General features: G+C 49.6%; 20 protein-coding genes. 5 read left to right on the top strand and 15 right to left on the bottom strand.

Annotated elements, in window-relative coordinates; genetic code table 11:
- Positions 1-24: 24 nt before the first annotated feature.
- Together B0I18_RS05190 and B0I18_RS05185 are read right to left on the bottom strand one after the other, a co-directional pair.
- Entirely contained in the window at positions 25-354 is a 330-nt protein-coding gene (locus tag B0I18_RS05190) for a 2Fe-2S iron-sulfur cluster-binding protein (RefSeq protein ID WP_181358343.1), read from the bottom strand.
- Positions 355-539: 185 nt separating this feature from the next.
- Positions 540-1,550 (bottom strand): NAD(P)/FAD-dependent oxidoreductase, encoded by a 1,011-nt coding sequence (locus tag B0I18_RS05185; protein ID WP_106521569.1) that lies wholly within the window; start codon positions 1,548-1,550, stop codon positions 540-542.
- A 315-nt stretch (positions 1,551-1,865) separates the two neighbouring features.
- On the opposite strand from B0I18_RS05185, the gene B0I18_RS05180 reads away from it, so the two are divergent.
- Genes B0I18_RS05180 through B0I18_RS05170 form a run of 3 tightly spaced genes read left to right on the top strand, consistent with a single transcriptional unit; the run spans position 1,866 to position 4,432 of the window.
- A complete protein-coding gene (locus B0I18_RS05180; protein WP_106521568.1) occupies positions 1,866-2,888 on the top strand; it encodes a rod shape-determining protein in 1,023 nt (340 codons plus the stop codon).
- Between the two features lie 44 nt (positions 2,889-2,932).
- Positions 2,933-3,826, top strand: a complete 894-nt coding sequence (gene mreC / locus B0I18_RS05175; protein ID WP_181358342.1) for a rod shape-determining protein MreC — start codon at positions 2,933-2,935, stop codon at positions 3,824-3,826.
- A gap of 48 nt (positions 3,827-3,874) precedes the next feature.
- Positions 3,875-4,432, top strand: a complete 558-nt coding sequence (locus B0I18_RS05170) for a rod shape-determining protein MreD (RefSeq protein WP_106521566.1) — start codon at positions 3,875-3,877, stop codon at positions 4,430-4,432.
- A gap of 97 nt (positions 4,433-4,529) precedes the next feature.
- On the opposite strand, the gene B0I18_RS05165 is transcribed toward B0I18_RS05170, so the two are convergent.
- Positions 4,530-4,751: a DUF2795 domain-containing protein gene (locus tag B0I18_RS05165; protein WP_106521565.1), complete on the bottom strand. Its 222-nt coding sequence runs from the start codon at positions 4,749-4,751 to the stop codon at positions 4,530-4,532.
- 201 nt (positions 4,752-4,952) lie between these two features.
- On the opposite strand from B0I18_RS05165, the gene B0I18_RS05160 reads away from it, so the two are divergent.
- Together B0I18_RS05160 and B0I18_RS05155 are read left to right on the top strand one after the other, a co-directional pair.
- Entirely contained in the window at positions 4,953-5,855 is a 903-nt protein-coding gene (locus B0I18_RS05160) for a glycosyltransferase family protein (protein ID WP_146146658.1), read from the top strand.
- Between the two features lie 6 nt (positions 5,856-5,861).
- Positions 5,862-6,560: an ABC transporter ATP-binding protein gene (locus B0I18_RS05155; protein ID WP_106521563.1), complete on the top strand. Its 699-nt coding sequence runs from the start codon at positions 5,862-5,864 to the stop codon at positions 6,558-6,560.
- A 149-nt stretch (positions 6,561-6,709) separates the two neighbouring features.
- On the opposite strand, the gene B0I18_RS05150 is transcribed toward B0I18_RS05155, so the two are convergent.
- The 12 genes from B0I18_RS05150 to B0I18_RS05095 form a co-directional block, all read right to left on the bottom strand.
- Entirely contained in the window at positions 6,710-7,453 is a 744-nt protein-coding gene (locus B0I18_RS05150) for a carboxypeptidase-like regulatory domain-containing protein (protein WP_106521562.1), read from the bottom strand.
- Complete coding sequence (locus B0I18_RS05145) at positions 7,450-8,178, bottom strand: carboxypeptidase-like regulatory domain-containing protein (protein WP_146146657.1); 729 nt, start codon at positions 8,176-8,178, stop codon at positions 7,450-7,452. Before B0I18_RS05145 ends, B0I18_RS05150 begins: the two co-directional genes overlap by 4 nt.
- A 117-nt stretch (positions 8,179-8,295) precedes the next feature.
- Entirely contained in the window at positions 8,296-8,589 is a 294-nt protein-coding gene (locus tag B0I18_RS05140; RefSeq protein WP_106521560.1) for a histone, read from the bottom strand.
- Between the two features lie 69 nt (positions 8,590-8,658).
- Positions 8,659-8,925 (bottom strand): 50S ribosomal protein L27, encoded by a 267-nt coding sequence (gene rpmA, locus B0I18_RS05135; protein ID WP_106521559.1) that lies wholly within the window; start codon positions 8,923-8,925, stop codon positions 8,659-8,661.
- 65 nt (positions 8,926-8,990) lie between these two features.
- Entirely contained in the window at positions 8,991-9,341 is a 351-nt protein-coding gene (gene rplU, locus B0I18_RS05130; RefSeq protein WP_245882050.1) for a 50S ribosomal protein L21, read from the bottom strand.
- A 7-nt stretch (positions 9,342-9,348) separates the two neighbouring features.
- Positions 9,349-9,780, bottom strand: a complete 432-nt coding sequence (locus B0I18_RS05125) for an META domain-containing protein (RefSeq protein ID WP_106521558.1) — start codon at positions 9,778-9,780, stop codon at positions 9,349-9,351.
- A gap of 58 nt (positions 9,781-9,838) precedes the next feature.
- Positions 9,839-10,846 (bottom strand): glycosyltransferase family 9 protein, encoded by a 1,008-nt coding sequence (locus B0I18_RS05120; RefSeq protein ID WP_106521557.1) that lies wholly within the window; start codon positions 10,844-10,846, stop codon positions 9,839-9,841.
- A gap of 497 nt (positions 10,847-11,343) precedes the next feature.
- Entirely contained in the window at positions 11,344-14,097 is a 2,754-nt protein-coding gene (locus B0I18_RS05115; protein WP_106521556.1) for a sodium-translocating pyrophosphatase, read from the bottom strand.
- A gap of 211 nt (positions 14,098-14,308) precedes the next feature.
- Positions 14,309-14,701, bottom strand: a complete 393-nt coding sequence (locus B0I18_RS05110) for a T9SS type B sorting domain-containing protein (RefSeq protein ID WP_181358341.1) — start codon at positions 14,699-14,701, stop codon at positions 14,309-14,311.
- Positions 14,702-14,814: 113 nt separating this feature from the next.
- A complete protein-coding gene (locus B0I18_RS05105) occupies positions 14,815-18,300 on the bottom strand; it encodes a hypothetical protein (RefSeq protein ID WP_106521554.1) in 3,486 nt (1,161 codons plus the stop codon).
- Between the two features lie 184 nt (positions 18,301-18,484).
- Positions 18,485-19,015: a YceI family protein gene (locus tag B0I18_RS05100; RefSeq protein ID WP_106521553.1), complete on the bottom strand. Its 531-nt coding sequence runs from the start codon at positions 19,013-19,015 to the stop codon at positions 18,485-18,487.
- Positions 19,016-19,104: 89 nt separating this feature from the next.
- Positions 19,105-19,602: a protein-disulfide reductase DsbD domain-containing protein gene (locus B0I18_RS05095; protein WP_106521552.1), complete on the bottom strand. Its 498-nt coding sequence runs from the start codon at positions 19,600-19,602 to the stop codon at positions 19,105-19,107.
- Positions 19,603-19,648 lie beyond the last annotated feature (46 nt).

The raw sequence follows: 19,648 nt of genomic DNA, 5'->3' as shown, positions 1-19,648 counted from the left end.
ATTGTTTCTTGTATACAAACTTACCTAGCCTTCGCCGTGCAGTTTTACTTTAAGATGGTTCATCTGTTGGCTCAGCTTCAGCTGGCAGGCCAGCCGCGAATTGGGCAGCAGGTCGGGCAGGGTATCGAGCATGGCATATTCATCATCGCTCATTTCGCTCAGGTGCTCCTCCCCTTCCAGCACATCTACGCAGCAGGTAGCGCAGAGGGCCATACCACCACAGGTAGCCAGCACATCATACTCGTTGGCCACCAGCAGTTCCATAAGGCTAAGGCTCATGTCTGTAGGGGCTTCCAGCGCGTTTTCGTTGCCGTTCCTGTCTTGTACATAGACGGTTATCAGGTTATCTTCCATAAAAAATATTAAGATTAGGAATGCCGGGTTTGCAATGCGCATACCGGTCTGCAAAGCTATGCAATTTTATGTTCCGCGTCAAGCCTGCGGGGAGCCATACCGCCTTGCTTATTCGCTATGGCCTGCACCAGCAAAAAGCCCGTCGCTGTAGTAGCGACGGGCTTTACAGGCTTTTGCAACCGGGATTAGAATTCAGCGATACCGTTTACGGTAGTATACTTCATCGTGTATTTCACACCCGGGTTAATGTATTTATAAACGCTATGGCTCATCAGCGCTGCTTCGTGGAAGCCGCACAGGATAAGCTTCAGCTTGTTTTTATAAGTATTGATATCGCCAATGGCCCATATACCCTGGATATTGGTCGAGTAATCTTCCGTATTTACTTCGATCGCGTTCTTATCGATGTTCAGGTTCCAGCCTTCGATAGGGCCGAGCTTGGGGCTAAGGCCGAACAGCGGGATCAGGTAATCGGTTTCGATGGTCTGTTCTTCCTTGGTTTTGGCGTCCTGCATGGATACGCTGTGCAGGTGCCCGTTGCCATGTACCTGTGTCAGGTTGGTATTCAGGATCAGGTCGATCTTTCCTTCTTCGGCAAGCTGCATTACTTTGTTTACGGAATCGGGCGCACCACGGAAGCTTTCGCTGCGGTGTACGAGGGTTACGCGCTCTGCGATATTGGCCAGGTGAATGGTCCAGTCGAGTGCACTATCACCGCCGCCGGCCAGTACCATGCGTTTGTTGCGGAAATGCTCGGGCTCGAGGATCATGTAGTTTACGCCTTTACCGTTTTCGAATTCGTCCAGGCCTTCTACTGCAGGTTTACGCGGTTCGAAGCAACCCAATCCGCCGGCAATTACCACGGCTTTGGCTTCGATCTCGGTACCCATATTGGTTTTGAGCAGGAAGTCTGCTTCGCCTCTTTTCTCCAGGGTTTCGATACGCTCGCCCAGCGTAAAGGAGGGATGGAACGGCTGTATCTGCTCTTTAAGATTATCGATCAGTTCCTGTGCCAGTACGGAAGGATAACCGGGAATATCGTAGATTGGCTTTTTCGGGTAGATCTCGGAAAGCTGCCCGCCGATTTGCGGCAGATAGTCGATAAGGTGGCAACGCATCTTCAGCAATCCTGCCTCGAACACTGCAAACAAACCCACGGGACCAGCGCCTATAATAGCTATATCTGTCTGTATCATTTTTCGAATTTGGCTGCAAAATTAAGTAATCGTTACTACATAAGTACTATAACCATATAAGCAACCCTGATTTTTTGGTTTTCAGGGCAAAATATTTACATCCCGGTGACAAATGTCAGGCCAGCGCTGCTTCCTGGCAACACAGAAATAACATATATAAACTACAGACCTATGACACGGTACGTTTTGTTTGGACAATTATACTTTTTTTAGGAAAACTCTTGGATAAAGACATTTATTTTTTGCAATTTTGCAGTTATCTTTCAACAACTAATATTTTCACCTCTTTTAATATTTTCGGAGTTCCGACAGACAATGGGATTGTTCAATTTTTTAACACAGGAAATTGCCATAGATCTTGGCACAGCCAATACATTAATCATTCATAACGACCAGGTAGTAGTAGATGAACCGTCGATCGTAGCAAAAGACCGGTCCTCAAATAAAATTGTGGCGGTGGGTAAGAAAGCGATGATGATGCATGAAAAAACCCATGATAACCTGAAGACGATACGTCCCCTGAAAGACGGTGTGATTGCGGACTTCGACGCGGCGGAAGGCATGCTGCGGGAGATGATCAAAATGGTATATCCCAAGAAGCCTTTATTTCCACCGAGCTGGCGTATGGTTATCTGTATTCCATCCAGCATTACCGAGGTAGAGAAACGTGCGGTGCGCGACAGCGCAGAACAGGCTGGCGCCAAAGAAGTATACATGATCCACGAGCCTATGGCCGCAGCGCTGGGTATTGGTATCGATGTAGAAGAACCTACCGGTAACATGATTATCGATATAGGCGGCGGTACTACCGGTATCTCGGTAATCTCGCTGGCCGGTATCGTATGCGACCAGAGTATCCGTATTGCAGGCGACGAGTTCACCACCGACATCATGGAAGCTATGCGCCGCTACCACAGCCTCAACATCGGCGAACGTACGGCCGAGCAGATCAAGATCCACGTAGGTTCGGCGCTGAAAGAACTCGATAACCCACCCGACGACATCGCCGTAAACGGGCGCGACCTGGTAACCGGTATCCCCAAGCAGATCCAGGTTTCCTACCAGGAAGTAGCCGAAGCGCTGGATAAATCCATCTTCAAAATCGAAGAAGCTATTCTTAAAGCATTGGAAAGCACCCCACCCGAACTGGCTTCCGACATTTACCGTCGCGGCCTGTACCTGACCGGCGGTGGCGCCCTGCTGCGCGGCCTCGACAAGCGTATTTCGCATAAGATCAAACTGCCGGTTCATGTAGCCGACGATCCGCTGCGCGCCGTAGTACGCGGTACCGGCATGTCGCTGAAAAACATTAACCGTTTTACATTCTTAATGAAATAATACCGAAGGGCCATTAGGCCCTTCTCCTTTCACCCGATATTTTTGTGCGCAACTTTCTTATTCTTATCCGCCGCTTCTGGAACCTTATCCTCTTCCTGATCCTGGAAGTGGTAAGCCTGGCATTGATATCCAAGAACCGTAATATGCAGGGAGTGGATATCGTCAGTTCCTCCAACTCGGTTGTCGGGTATATGTACAAAAAGCAGAATGATGTCGTTTACTATTTCCAGCTGAAACAGATGAACGACAGCCTGCTTACCGAAAATGCCCGGCTGCGCAATGCGATCGCCCAGGTAAGCAATATCGACCAGTTCCGCGATAGCACCGTACGCATCCCGATAACGGTAAGAGATACGAGCAAAAAGGACAGCATCAATACCCAGGGTGTGCTCAAAACCATTCGCTACGCGCAATACAACTATATTCCTGCCCGCGTTATCAACAACTCGATCAGCAACGACAAGATCAACTTTATAACCATTAACCGCGGCGCCAGCGACGGTGTGCAGAAAGACATGGCCGTAGTGAGCGGCAATGGTGTGGTAGGCAGGGTGGCCAACGTATCGGCCCACTATGCCCGCGTAGTATCTGTACTGAGCGACCGTAAAATAAGTTCGAAACTCCCCGACGGTACTTCCAACCTGATCACGATATGGAACCCGGGCTCGCCCGAATACGTGGTTACGGAAAAAGTGCCGGTCTATATCAAAGTAAAAAAAGGCGATAGCGTGTACACTACAGGCTATTCTTTCTTCCCCGAAAACGTACTGATCGGTACGGTAGCAAAGGTGGATACGATGAAAGCGAGCAGTGCCAAAAACCTGAAAGTGCGCCTGTCGACAAATTTCAGGAGCCTGCAGTATGTTTACGTGGTAGACGATAAAATGGGAGCAGAGAAAAAACAGGTAGAAGCAGAAACCGCCAAACCTGCGCATTAATTTAAAAGCCAGGCACAGGGAATACCTCCCGGCCATTATGATAGCACAATGAGTATATACCTCCGCAATATTTTCCGTTTTGTACTGCTGGTACTGATCCAGGTCTTATTGCTTAATAAGATACCGCTGCGTTGGTGGGCCAATCCTTCCGGATTTCCGCCCTATACTCCCTTTATTTACCCTTTATTCATCCTGGTGCTGCCCTTGTCTACACCGGTATGGTTCCTGCTTATTTCGAGCTTTACCATGGGCGTTACCATAGATGCCTTTATGGACACCGGTGGCATACATGCTGCGGCCTGCGTACTGATGGCTTTCTTCCGTACCAATGTACTGGTGGCGCTATTACCCAAAAGGCTTTCCGAATATCCCAATACCTCGCCCAATATCAAGAGCATGGGCTGGACGCCTTTCCTCACCTATTCTGCAGTGCTGTTGCTGCTGCACCATCTTGTGTTTTACATTATCGAGATCTGGAGTTTCAGCAGCATGGGCTACCTGCTGATTAAAGTACTGGCAACCCTGGTAACCAGTATGGCGTTCGTGGTATTATACTCCCTGCTGTTCTCTACTTCGCTTAACGCCACTTATTACGATAACAAATAGCATCCCCGGGGAAGGGATGCTGTGTACGCTCTGAAGCGCTTAATATTATAAAGCACGAAGCATACTGTATATCACAGGCTGCATCGCTTTTGATTAATTAATACTCGTCTTCGTTAAAGAAAAAGTCTTCCTGTGTCGGGTAGTCGGGCCAGATATCTTCTACACCTTCGTACATTTCACCTTCGTCTTCCAGTTCCTGCAGGTTCTCTACTACTTCCAGCGGAGCGCCCGAACGTATCGCATAATCAATCAATTCATCTTTTGTAGCGGGCCAGGGCGCGTCCTCCAGGTGAGAAGCTAATTCTAAAGTCCAAAACATATTTTAATATTTTTTTATGTGATGTTGATTTGTGCAAATGTAAGGTTTCCCTACCAAAAACGAACAATTGTATCTTTTTGGTACGTTTTCTTTTTGTTATTAAGCAGGGCGTACCCTTTGCGTTTCCATTCAGACAATTTTATACCGGGGATAGTTTAATTAAAATGGTAAATTTGTTTTTTATTCCCCGATAGCAGATACATGATGACAATCAGCGGCTTTACCTATGTCAGAAACGGCTTTAAATACGGCTACCCTTTTATCCCTTCGTTACAATCACTGCTGCCTGTAGTAGACGAACTGATCGTGGTAGTAGGCGATTCGACCGACGGTACCCGCGAAGCTATCGTAGCGCTGAACGATCCCCGCATCAAAATTATAGACACGGTATGGGATGAAAAGATGAGGGAAGGCGGTACCATTTTTGCACAGCAATCGAACCTGGGGCTCGACCAGGTAAGCGGGCAATGGGCCGTGCACCTGCAGGTAGACGAGGTATTACACGAAAACGACCAGGCCCGCCTCCGGCAACTCATCTACACTGCCGATAAAGACCCGCAGGTAGAAGGCCTGTTATTCCCCTTTTATCATTTCTGGGGCGACTTTAACCATATCCGCAATACCCGCAAGACCCACCCTTTCGAGATACGCGCGTTCCGCAATACGGGGCGCATCTGGTCGTACAAAGACTCGCAGGGATTCCGGAAGTATAGTTCGGAGGAAGCCTACCGGGCCGGCGAGGCCGGCGAAAAATTGCGGGTGCTCAACAGCCATGTGCCGGTTTACCACTATTCCTACTCGCGCAACCCGGCCCTCATGAAACGGAAAGCCGACTACTTCAACCGCTTCTGGCATAACGACGAATGGGTACACAACCATACGACACAAAAGCCTTTCGACTTTAACGAGGTCGATCGCCTGGAACGCTTCGATAAGCCGCATCCTGTTTATATGAACGAGACCATCGCGGCGCAGGACTGGACCTTCGACTACGATCCTGCGCAGTCGAATATGAGCCTTAAAGACCGTGTTATGTTCCTGCTGAATAAACTAACGGGAAAAAGATTGTTTGAATTTGAAAACTACAAGCTGATCCGAAAATAAGCCTACATGCTCGACGCCCAGAATCTTTCGAAAAAATACGGCCGGTTAACGGTGCTGCGCGATGTTTCTTTACATATCGGTAAGGGGGAATTTGTTGCGATTGCTGGTCCTTCGGGAGCCGGCAAGAGTACTTTGCTGCACCTGCTGGGTGCATTGGACGTGCCGGATAGCGGCCGGGTACAACTGATGAACCAGGACCTGTTCCGGCTGTCCCGCAAAAAACAGGCAGCATTCCGGAATCAGAACATGGGCTTTGTATTCCAGTTTCATCACCTGCTGCCCGAGTTTACCGCCATCGAAAATGTATGCATGCCTTTATGGATTGCAGGCCAGGGCAAAAAAGAGGCACAGGCCGCTGCGGGAGCGATCTTAGAGACCGTAGGACTGGGACACCGGCTCAACCATAAGCCCGGCGAGCTTTCGGGCGGAGAGCAGCAACGGGTAGCCATAGCCCGGGCCATCGTACATCGCCCGGCCGTGATCTTCGCCGACGAACCTACCGGCAACCTCGATACGGCCAATGCCCAGGCAGTACACCAATTGTTCCTGGAGTTGAGAGCAGCTTATAACCAGACCTTCGTAATCGTTACCCATAACGAACAACTGGCCGCTATGGCCGACCGTACGCTGCTGATGCGCGACGGGCAGATCGAAAGCGACCAGCGCAATGGCGACGTTTTAACAGCGCCCGTAAAATCGATCTGATCTTCTTTGCCTGCAGGCCAGGTACATCCTTAAGCCCGGGAAACGGTAACGTCCATTTCCTTAAAGGGTAATCATAAACAATCTTCATACCTGCACGCCGGAATACGGGCCAGCAGTGCATCTGAGCAGTTAACACGCGCAAGCTGTCCCTATTTTCTTTTGCCGGACCATATCCTGTAATTATACAATACCCACATCTTCACTTCCACATCGGTAGCTGTACGGGCAAAATCGTAAGGTATGGGATAAGCATTCATAAAGTCCAGCAAGGCCTGGTCTTTCAGACCGGTAAGCGCTGCTACCGTACTCATGCTGTACCGGCTTTCGGTATAGCGCCGGTGCTCGTCGGCATTAAACTGGTCCTGGAAGGCTTTGAGTCTTTTGTAACGCTTGCTGCGCTTCTGAAAAATAGAGGATAGCGGTCCGTTAAAGGTTACTTTGCCGGCGCCATAACCACCATACAAGGGATGCGGTTTGTTGAGGCCGAACTTAGCCGGCCGCTTGTCCAGCTTATCGCCATATAGTTCGCGGCGCTCCAGCGAGTCCTGCTGATAGGCGCTCAGCCCCGGCCTGATCACTACAGTATCGATGGCGATCCGGTTTTTACTCAGTGCGATACGCCTGAACCAGGAAAGGCCATCCAAGGGTATGACCAGCGACCGGGAAAGATAACCGGTAATACTGATCTGCAGGGTATCGCCGGCATAGGCTTCGACCGTAAAGGCGCCATATTCGTCGGTAAAAACAGCAGTATGCCTGCTGGTATTGCTTACCAATACCCCTGCCAGCAATTCGCCGGTCTCGGTATCGGATACGATACCCTTAAGCACTGCAGCCGACAGGCGGCCCAGGCAGCAACAACATAAAACCAGGATACAGATGGATAACCTCATTTCTTCTTCGTGGTATCGGCGGGCGACATAGTATCGGTTTTGGGAACGAAGGGGTGCTTCATCCAACTCCGGTAATTATATTTGATCCACATTTTTATCTCGAGGTCGGTTGCCGTACGGGCATAATCGGCGGGCATCGGGTAAGCGCTCATAAATGCGGCCAGCGAATCGGATTGCAGCCCGGTTAGTTCGCTTACTTCTTCGGGGCCATACCGCGTATCCACAAATTTCTGGTTTTCCCATTTTGCGAAGTTCTTCTGGAAGCGCCAGCGTTGTTTGGCTTTTTGCGAAAAGTTATCGGCAATAGCCGTTGCCGGGCTGAATACAGAGCCTTCTTTCTTGCGATCCAGGGCAAACTTATAGGTCTTGCGCCGTTCGATCGAGTCTTTCTGGTAGTCGGTCCAGCCGGGCCCGATCACGACTTCGTCGAGCGAGAATAATTTCTTTTTCAGACTGATCCTGCGGAATACATTGCCTTCTTCCGGCATCTTCATGCTTACGGAGTAATAACCGAGGTAGGTAAATTCGAGGTTATCGTCTTTATGGGCTGCGAGGTTGTAACGACCGTCGGCATCGCTCATGGTAACCTGGCCCCTGGTCTTGTTACTGATCGCTACGGCTACCAGCGGCATACCTTCCATATCGGTAACTACACCCTGGATACTTTGCGCCTGCAGCAGGCTGCCGCTGCACAAGAGCAACAGGCAAAAGAGGATTGGCTTCAAACAGGATTTATTTCGGTGAATAGTCAAAACTGTTTTTTTTCAAAAATATTGCTTTCAGCGGGCACAAAAAAATCCCGGCAGATGTATGCCGGGATTTCTTCTAAAGATTTTGAGTTTTTACTTTTTCTTAGCAGCAACTTTAGTTGGAGTTGGCTTTTTAGCAGCCACTTTCTTTGGAGCAGCTTTCTTGGCAGCAGCCTTTTTAGGTGCAGCTTTTTTAGCAGCGGCCTTTTTAGGCGCAGCTTTTTTAGCGGCAGCTTTTTTAGGCGCAGCTTTCTTCGCAGCAGCTTTTTTAGGAGCGGCTTTCTTCGCAGCAGCTTTTTTAGGAGCAGCTTTCTTCGCAGCGGCTTTTTTAGGAGCGGCTTTTTTTGCGGCTGCTTTCTTCGGAGCAGCTTTTTTTGCAGTTGCCATACTTAATCGAATTTAAGGGTTAGAAAATAAAAAAAGCTCTTTTTATTATGGCAAAACCGGTGAAGAGGGTTAGGCTTCAACGGCACTTACTTCATTAACTGAAATTAAAGTTTTACTGCGGGTTTTCCTAAACTCTACGATACCATCTCTCAATGCGAAGATCGTAAAGTCTTTACCAATACCGACATTCTCACCGGGATGATATACAGTGCCTTTCTGGCGTACGATAATATTACCTGAGATAGCGGGCTGACCTCCGAATATTTTAACACCAAGGCGTCTACTACGTGAATCGCGACCATTTCTTACGCTACCTTCACCTTTTTTATGTGCCATGATTTTTTAATTAAAAATGTAATCCTTACAAAGTTAAATAATAAATTAATTCATCCAAAAAATCTTTATGCGATTCCCTGGATCTTAATTTTGGTCAAAGCCTGACGGTGACCGTTTAATTTTTGATATCCTTTACGACGTTTCTTTTTAAAGATAAGAACCTTGTCGCCTTTAAGATGATCAATGATTTCTGCTTTTACTACTGATTTAACAGCGCCACCAACGGTAATATTACCGCCGTTGCTTGTCATCAGTACATCAGAAAATTCTACGCTGTCTCCGGCTTTACCTTCGAGGCGGTGTACAAAAAGTTCGTCGTTCTCCTGAACCCTGAACTGCTGTCCTGCTATTGTTACAACTGCAAACATGCTCCAAAAATTTTGCGCAAAATTAAAGTTATTTTTCTTTGTACCCAAATAAAATTTAATCTTTTTTGCTCCGGGTCAGTTCTGCAAGGGTCGTATTACCGTTCTTCAGCAACAGTTTATCGCCCGAAATCTGGTACATATTTGTTTCCCTCAGGGCTTTAAAAAAGTTGTTTTCGGTATGCGATCCGGGCTTACAGGCCATCATGGTAGCCAGCACTTCGCCCAGCTTAAGACTGTCGCCGTTCAGCACATAATCGCCGCCATAACCGTTACAACCACCATAACCGCCGTAACGGGCAGAGGTGTCAGAAAGCAGGATGGTTACCGGTTTACGGGTCTTTTCCATTTCGGTTCCTGGTATGCGGGACAGGGTCCATACTGTTCCTTTCAGAGAAGCTTTGGCGGCCGTATCGGCAGATTTACCGGTCTGCCTGGTAGCAGAACAGGAGGCCAGGGCAAACAGGGATAAAACAAGCAGGTAACGCATAAGTTTGATTTTGGGTTGTGAATTGTTTAGGGCAATATTATCGTAATTATCGCATTCTTTATAGTTTCCAGAATTTTTTCACACTTTCGATTACCGGGCCCACAGGAATATCCACCATGCATTTGAAATGTTTCTTCGGACAGGACGGGTACCCGATTTTGCTGCAGGGCCGGCAACCCAGGCCTTTCACTTCATGTATTACTGACAATTGCGCCACGTTTTGGTTTAAATTATTAAAACCATAATAGGGAAACATGCCCATTTCGGGCGTGGTGTTGCCCCAAAGGGAAACTACGGGCTTTTTGTAGGCCGCCGCGATATGCATAAGGCCGGTATCGTTGGTGATCACTACTTTCGAACGCCGCACCAGGTCGGCCGATTCGTTAAGGCTGAATTTGCCACAGGCATTGTACACTTTGCCCGGATCCACGGCCGCGATCTCGTTGCCTTCGTCCCGGTCTTCGGGGCCACCCAGCAGGATCATGGGATAAGGGCTTTGTTGCGCCAGTTCCCGCCATTTGCTGACCGGGAATTTTTTGGTGGCATAGGAGCCCCCGATCACACAGGCTATAAAGCCCGCCCAGTGGCCCATTGGAATATCATCCTGCCGGGTTTCCTGTTGCGGTGCGATAAAATAATCCAGGCCTTGTCCGTCGTTTTGCAGTTTGAGTGGCCGCATGCCTTCGAAATAGCGGTCTACAATGCTTTTATCGGGCATTACGTTCCATTTGAAATTTACGTAAAGCCATTTCCGGAAGTTGAGCTTGTCGAAAGTAAGCGCAGGCGCATCGATGGCGCGTTTTACCCGCATGGTACGCAGGTTGCGGTGCAGGTCGATCACGTAATCAAACCCAATCTTCTTCAGCGTTTCTATATTGGCATTAAGGTCTTTATCCAGGGTATGGATCACATCGATATGGGGATTGTGCGCCACTACTGCCTTGAACGATTGTTTGACCAGGAAATGAATTTCGGCGTCGGGATATTGCCGGCGTATGCAACGCAGTACGGGCGTGGTCAGCACGATATCGCCGATAGAAGAAAAACGGATAAGAAGTAGTTTCATGTACGATCTGTCGGCAGCAAAGATAGCGGTTAGGTTTTAGATGTTAGATGTTAGATGTTAGATGTCATCCTGAGCGCAGCGAAGGATCTCATCCGTTAGCTGGCTTTAATAGCGTGAAAAGTATCAAGTATCAGAAGGAGTATTGTCATCCTGAGCATCGAAGGATCTCATCCGTTAGCTGGCCGTATTAGCGTGCAAAGCATTAAGCACCAAAAGTAAGCCTGTCATCCTGAGCGCAGCGAAGGAGCTCACCGGTTAGCTGGCTTCATCAGCGTGGTACGTACCAAAGGGAGCCCTGTCATCCTGAGCGCAGCGAAGGATCTCATCCGTTAGCCGGCCGTATTAGCGTGCAAAGCATCAAGCACCAAAAGTAAGCCTGTCATCCTGAGCGCAGCGAAGGATCTCATCCGTTAGCTGGCTTTAATGGAGGGACCACATAAGCAAGAGCCCCGTCCTGCTAAGCTTAGCAGGACGGGGCTCTTGCCGGCAATACATGCCTATTTCTTTCCTACTTTCACATCGATCCGGCGGTTCTGTGCACGGCCGGTAGCAGTCGTGTTATCGCCTACCGGGAACTCCTGTCCATAACCATCGGCTTCAAGACGTGCAGCATCGACACCCATTGCTGTGAGCCGGCTTTTTACATGTTCTGCACGCTCTTTGCTTAATTTGAGGTTGGCAGCGGCATCGCCGGTATTATCGGTATAGCCGCCCAGTTTAAGGGCTACTGCAGGATAGGCTTTCAGGATAGCGACCACATTACCCAACTGCGCTTCTGAAGAGGGTTTCAGGTCGGACTTACCGGTTTCGAACTGCAGGTGGTCGAAGGATATCCAATTGGCGCTTTTGTTCTGCTCGTCGATGGTGCCGTGTTCGATAAAATCAACCAGCTTCCGCTCCACGCTGCGTTCTCCTGCCTGCAACTCGGTACCATCGGCCAGTTTCAATACCGATACCGTACCCACATCATAGATGTAATTGCCCTGGTCGTCTACCTGGCCGGCAGCAGCAGCCGGCGCAGCCAATGGCTCTGTTCCGTTAGACATAGGAGGCGCTTCGTGTGTAGTGGTGCCGGCAGCCATCTGCGTCATGCGGGTAATGCTTTCGCTGCGCTGTTGCTGGATACGCTCGGCAAACAGGTGCGACAGCGTGGGGGCAATAACCAGGCTCACGATACTCATCAGTTTGATCAGGATGTTCATTGAAGGACCTGAAGTATCTTTAAAAGGATCGCCAACGGTATCGCCGGTTACGGATGCTTTATGGGGCTCGGACTTTTTGTAATAAGTTTCGCCATTGATATCTACTCCTTTTTCAAAAGATTTTTTGGCATTATCCCAGGCGCCGCCGGCATTGTTCTGGAACATACCCATCAGCACCCCGCTTACTGTTGCACCGGCCAGGAAGCCACCCAATACTTCGGGGCCCAGCAGGAAGCCGATGATAAGCGGCGCCAGGATTGCAATAGCACCGGGCAACATCATTTTTTTGATCGAAGCATCGGTAGAGATTGCAACGCATTTTTCGTACTGGGGTTTACCGGTACCTTCCATGATACCGGGTATTTCGCGGAACTGGCGGCGTACTTCTTCCACCATGGCCATGGCGGCCTGTCCTACGGCTTTAATCGCCAGCGAAGAAAAGATGAAGGGGATCATGCCGCCTACAAAAAGCCCGGCCAGCACATCGGCGCGGTAAATATCGATACCATCGATTTTGGAGATACCCACAAAAGCCGCGAAGAGCGCCAGGGCAGTGAGTGCGGCAGAAGCAATGGCAAAACCTTTACCGGTAGCGGCGGTAGTGTTACCGACCGCATCCAGGATATCTGTTTTCTCCCTTACATCGGCAGGCAATTCGCTCATTTCGGCAATACCGCCGGCATTATCGGCAATAGGCCCGAAGGCGTCGATGGCCAGCTGCATGCCTGTAGTAGCCATCATACCCGCAGCGGCAATAGCCACACCGTACAGACCGGCAAAAGCATAAGAGCCATATATACCACCCGCCAGCACCAGGATGGGCAGCAGGGTACTTTCCATACCTACACTCAGACCACCGATGATATTGGTGGCATGGCCGGTAGCCGACTGGCGGATAATACTCATTACCGGGCGTTTGCCCATAGCGGTATAATATTCGGTGATCACGCTCATAAGCGTACCTACGACCAGGCCCACGAAGATAGCGCCACAGATACCCATTTTGGTAAATTCATGACCGCGCAGGATCATAGTTTCGGGCATCAGGTAGCTGACCAGCCCGACGGAAACGATTGCGGTAAGTACGATAGATCCGTAGTTGCCCATATTGAGTGCGGCCTGCACTTTACCGGTGCTGAGGCCTGCATTTTCGCTGATGCGTACAAAGAAGGTACCGATAATAGACAGCAGGATACCGACACCGGCGATCATCATGGGCAGCAGGATCGGCGCCAGGCCGGCAAACTGGTCGCCGGCTCCGCTTATGGTTTCGCGGCCCAGTACCATGGTGGCCAGTACCGTAGCTACATAAGAACCGAACAGGTCGGCGCCCATACCGGCTACGTCGCCTACGTTATCGCCTACGTTATCGGCAATGGTTGCCGGGTTACGCGGATCATCTTCGGGGATACCCGCCTCCACCTTACCAACCAGGTCGGCGCCTACATCGGCGGCTTTAGTATAGATACCACCGCCCACACGGGCAAAGAGCGCTATGCTCTCGGCGCCAAGGCTAAAGCCGGTCAGGATCTCGATGGTACGTTCCATCTCTACGGAGTCCACACCGGCCTCGGGGGCAAAAATCAATTTAAGGATTATAAACAGAGCTCCAAGTCCCAGTACAGCCAGGCCGGCAACACCCATACCCATTACACTACCGCCGGTAAAGGATACCTTAAGCGCCTTGCTCAGGCTGGTACGGGCGGCCTCTGCGGTGCGCACATTAGATTTGGTAGCAATGCGCATACCCAGGTAGCCTGCGAGCGCGCTGAAGAATGCGCCCACTACAAATGCCAAAGCAATACTCCAGTGCGAGTTGGCATTGCTTGCCCCCATAACGCCCAGCAGTATTGCTGCAATAATCACGAAGTAAGTAAGAATTTTGTATTCCGCTTTCAGGAAAGCCATGGCCCCGTCTGCGATATAGGTACTGATTTCCTTCATCCGGTCATTGCCCGCCGGCTGCTTGCCGACCCAGGCGCCTTTCAACAGGGTAAATAAAAGAGCGACGATCCCAAAACAGGGCACTAAATAGAAAAGTGTATTCATACTTACTTACTGATTGGTTTAAGAAATTTAGGTTCAAGACAAATTTAATCGTATTGATGGAAAATTCATATCCTTTTTCAATAATAAGCAAAAAAATGTCAATTATCAGACATAAGTCACTCATAATGAGTTTTAAAAGTTGTAATTTTTACAATAACCGCCATAAAAAAAGACCGCTTTGCAGCGGTCTGAAAATCTTTTGATGGGTATTTTAGCGAAGCAGGGTTACAGTTCCTTTATAGGTCTCTACCTTGCCATCGGGATAACCGATACAAATCAGGTAACCATATACGCCCATAGGTTGCTCCTGTCCTTTGTAAGTACCGTCCCAACCATTTTTTGGATCGGTAGAGCGGAAAAGGATGGTGCCCCAGCGATTAAAAATCCGGAAGTCGATCAGCTTCTCGTTGGAGAAGTTGGAGATCTGGAATATATCGTTCCTGCCATCACCGTTGGGGGTAAAGGCGTTGGGAATCAGTAGTTCTTTGCGGTTGGGATCTGAAGCCTCTCCTTGTCCTACGATAATATTCGCACTGCTTTGTCCATATGCCACCGCCGGCAGGATACCAGCCAGGCAAACCAATAAGTATAGTACTTTTCTCATTTTAAATTTTGCTACGTAAAGATAGACTGCCATCTTAGAAAAAAGGTTGGTACCAAATATTTAAAACACAATAATAACATTTAAGATTGATATTTATCAACTTTTTGCAAAAATTAGAAATCGGTTCCTAAACCGATGTACCAGGTAAATTCCCTGCGGATATTCCAGGCCGCATCGGCCCTTACGAAATAGCCGAAGAGCATGGTACGCAAGCCGGCGCCATAACCGATCGCGATACCCCGGTCGGCATAGTTAGGCAGCTGCAGGGTTACGGTAGGCTGGTTGCCGCCCGGCCAGTTTACGGTATAATGCCGGTTGGCATCGTTAGCATTGGGTATCAGGCCCTCCCAGGCCGATCCCATATCGACGAAGGCTACCGCCTGCAGGTTATCCAGCAGGGTGGAGCGGATGGGACGACGCATCAGGGTATTCAAAATCGGGAAACGCAACTCGGCATTGATCAGGCCATAAGTATTACCGTTACGGGCATTCTGATCGTAGCCCCTCAGCGAAGTAGCCAGGGCCTGGAATGCGTAACTGTTTTTATCGGAAGGCTGCAGGGCATTGCTGTACTTAGGACTGAAAGCATTATCTATACCCCCCATCACATACATGATCTTCTGGTTGCCGGCACTGTGCGCACCTGAAGCCCGTACTGCCGCGATAAAGTTTTTATAGATCTTATGGTAATAGCGGATATCGAAGCCCACATTAAAGAAGCCGCCGTTTTTGTAAAACTGCGTAGAACCGCCTGCATTGTAGAACTCATTATCGGAATAGATCTTGTACATATAGTCGGCAAAGAGTTTGTAACGCAGCCCATTCCAGATATTCATCGCAGGGTTACGGGTGTCGTCGTATACAAATTCAAAGCGGCTCAGGGCCCAATAGTCCTGCGTATTGGGCAGCGCCAGCCCGATCGCATCCTGGGCCTTAACCACCATGCGGTCCTGCCTCAGGCCGAAGTGCATCCGGAAGCTCTTTACCTTATCGAGCGGGTAGCTGGCGCTTCCCTGCAGGATCGTAGTGGTACTTTTACCCGGCTCTATAAATGCAGGCTGGTTGGGATCAATCATGAAGCTGTAGTTGTACTTATTTTCCTGCCGCAATAACAGGATGCCCCAATCCACTCTCCTCCTGAAATTTTCGAACTGCAGGTAATAGGTAAGCCCCGAAAAATTAACCGGTATCCTGATACCGCCGGTAAAACGGTAGTCTTCCATTTTATCGTTGAGGCTGGCTGTAAGCATACCCGCCAGCGATGGGTTGGTAAACTGTCCGCCGCTATTGTTGTACGGCTGGTAACGGTTAAAGACAACCCCGTTATCTACCCTTGCGCTGAAGAAGTCGGGTTTGAACGAAAGGCGGTATTTTTCGGAACGCATATCGATAAACGTACTATCGACATACACGATCCGCTTATTGTCCGATGCCGTAGCGCCGGATGAAGAGGTAACCACGGGCTCTTCAGCCCCGGCCTTGTCGCCGCTCCGGCTTATTTTCACGGCCGTATCTGCAGGCTGTTTCAGGTCCAGCATATCGGCAAGGGCATTCGATTCCGGTCCGGGTTCTACAGCGGCAGAGTCGGCGGGATTGAGTTTGCTCCTCCTGCTGAACTCGTTCTGGAAACTGTTTCCCGACTGGATATCGAAAGGATCTTTTTCTTTTATCTCTTTGCCTTTACCTTCCATAAAATTGATCGGCGCGGCGGATACGGCTGTCTTATAGTTAATTACACCATCCACGAAACTCAAAGGCAACAGCTTCTTTGGCTTGGCCGCGCCATCGGGTGCAGGCAGGTCTATATTCCGGAAAAAGATATCGTAGTTGTCACGCGTCTGCACCACATCAGCGATCTTACCACTTGCAGGGTTATACTGCTGGTACAGGATGCTGCGGCTGAAATTGGTCATCGGTACCGAATAGGCCGAATCCTGGTTTTTGGCACTACGGGCAAACAGGATCACAAAACGGTTGCGCACACCATTCTGATCGGAAAGATAGGCGAAGTGATCGCTGCCGTAAGCTACGGGCTGCTCTATGCTTCCTTTCTGGTTACGGGTAAGCTGCAACAGGTCGTAGCTGCCCGTTGTAGCATTGTAAAAGAAGGCATTCATCGGGCCTGCAGGCAATTCGTTGGGCAGGGGTTTGATGTTGAGATAAGGCTCGGGCCGGTTGCTGAGGAAGAGCACGCCTTTGCGCGAACCGCCGCTTACAAATACCGGCGCTACGTCATCCCAGGCATCATCGGTGATCTGGGTCATACGGCCGCCTTTCAACCGGTAGTCGAAGAGGTCGCTCTGGCCCTTGCGGATTGCGGAGATCAACAATTTATCGTCGTCTTCCATAAAGGTAAAGCCCGTAATGCGGTCGAAACGGTTGGGCGGAATCCGGAAGTCTTCCATCTTGGCCTTTACGGAGTTGTACACGCGAATCCTGAGCCGGTTCCTGTTCTTGAAGATCACCCCCAGTTTAAAGCCGGTATTGTTCCAGGAAAGCAGGGGATAATCGGGATCATCATTCTCGCGGTGATTCTTTACACCGCCGGTCAGCAGTACTGTTTTTTCCCTTTTGGGCACCCCTTCGATAATCCTTGTTTTCTCGAGTATTACTTTATACTCCCCGAATTTCCATTCCACATAGGCGACGTCGCCGCCCCGTGGCGATACCATAATGTCGCGGATACGGCTTTCGTCGTTGGGCACCGGGATCCGGATCAGGGCAGCATTGGTATCCAGGGGTTCGAATATCTGTTCTTCGAATGCATAACGCTGCTGGTAAAAAGATACCAGCGAATCGCATGCGGGTTGAAGCTTCTGGTTGATGGTAAGCTCCAGGGCTTTGCTCAGGCTGCTTTTGAGCTGGGTCAGGTAGAGCAGGTTCTTTACATTGTTATCGCCATACTTTACGCTGATGTATTTCCAGAAAGCCTTGCCGGCCAGGCGGGGATTCTTGTTGGCAATCACATCGAACCGCACTTTTCCTTCCGGCATTACGAGGTTCTTCCAGTCATTATCATCGTTTGTAGTCCATCCATCCACCACAAAATCCACATAGCCCTCGGTTACCCAGGGCGGCAGGTTCAGCAGCACGGCATTACGCACCATCTCCCTGAAGTTTTCGCCGAACATCAGCCGCTCCATCACCACTTTGGCCATCCCCTGGCGCAACTGGCGTTTGAGGTCGGCATGCTTACCGGTAAAATAGATGACCAGTTTATCGCCCACGATATTTACAGTACCTGCGGGGTTATCGTTCTGCAATTGCAGGTCGCCGTTCAAACCTATATTGGATTGCTGGAATTCGTCGTAGGCATTAAAGAGGATGATATTGATCCGTTCGGGAAACAGGCCACCCAAGCGGCGTTCGATGGCGGCTATATCCTGCTCGGCCTGCTCGGCAACGTAGCGTGCGAGCTCCCTGCCCGAGCGGTCGTAATGGAAGATCTTGAAGTGTTCGGCATCATAAAATTTCCAGTCGAACCTGCGGTATTGAATGCGGTTCTGACCAAAAACTTCGATATTGGCCTGTGCTCTTGTTTGCAGGCTTCCCGCAACAACAGCAAGCATAAGCACGGTATATAAAAGCCCTTTTTTCATGAGCAGCCTGGAATTCTGGTTGATAATGTATGGTTTAAAACTTGTGTAATTTACGGCGAAAATCCGATAATACTTTCATTATAACGTTAAGGACGGAGATTAATTATACGCCATACATCTTAACCGGGAACGGCACAGACCCGAGGGTCTGTGCCGTTCCGATAATAGTCGCTAAGCCTTGCTGCTACTGCTTTACAAATTCAACATTGGCAAACAGGCGTACCTCGTCGCTTACGATCAGGCCGCCGGTTTCCGTAAGCTGGTGCCAGGTGAGGCCGAAATCTTTACGATTGATCTTTCCCATCACCTCGAAACCCGCGCGGGTATTGCCATAGGGATCCTTTATGGCGCCGGCGTGCTCTACATCGAGCGTTACCGGGCGGGTAACGCCTTTGATCGTGAGGTTGCCGCTCAGGGTGTATTGCCCGTCTCCCGCCGGTTGCAGTTCGGTGCTCTCGAAACGCAGGTCGGGAAACTTGCCGGCATCAAAAAAGTCCTCGCCTTTCAGGTGGCCGTCCCTTTGTTCATTTTTAGTGGTTATAGAATTGACGTCGGCGTTAAAGGTGACTTTCGCATGGGAGAAGTCGTCGCCTTCCGTTTCTATAGAAGCATCGAACCGGGTAAATTCGCCCGATACGGTCGAAATCATCATGTGCTTTACTTTGAACTGAATCTCGGAGTGCGTGGGGTCCAGCGCCCAGGTTGTGCTTGCCATGTTATCCTTGTTTTTGGTTTCTGTAAATATAATCAAAAAAAGAAAGATAAGCCGGGCCTTACCATAACTTAAACAGTCGTACCTGCTGCTTAATACCCTATCCTTGCCGGACCGGGTTGCCGTGATAACCTTCCGATCTCCAGGTTGAATTTTTCGACGGTAAGCACCAGGCATTTCACATCATTGCAGGCCTGGAATTCTACAGCAGCTTCCAACACCGTATTGGCGCCGGCTTCCAGGTTCTGGCTGAAGCTTACTTTATTTTCGTAATAGTTGATAGAATAGTCCAGCTCTTTTATCTCCTCGGTACGTACCTTGCCGGTAACCGCCAGCTTCCCGGTAAGCCTGATATGAGGATTACTATGGAAGCTTACTTTGGTCGGGACCTGCGAGCCGTCCCCACCGGGTGTCGCGGTATAGATATGCCAACCTTTTTTGATCGTTGCCGAAAGGGTGGCTTTAAAAGCGCCATTCTTCATTTTCTGAACCACGGGATGCCAACTGATGACATCTTGTACACTCTCCTGCCCGGAGGCAGCATGGAGCAAACCCAACAATAAAGAGGATAATAGCAATAAACGTTTCATAGGGTAGACGATTACACGGAGATAAAAAATAGGGTTGTTTATATCC

Origin of the sequence: Taibaiella chishuiensis, assembly GCF_003014535.1 — a bacterium.
Classification (GTDB): Bacteria; Bacteroidota; Bacteroidia; order Chitinophagales; family Chitinophagaceae; genus Taibaiella; species Taibaiella chishuiensis.
Note: the sequence above shows the minus strand (reverse complement) of the source record. Positions and strands in the feature narration are given on the sequence as shown.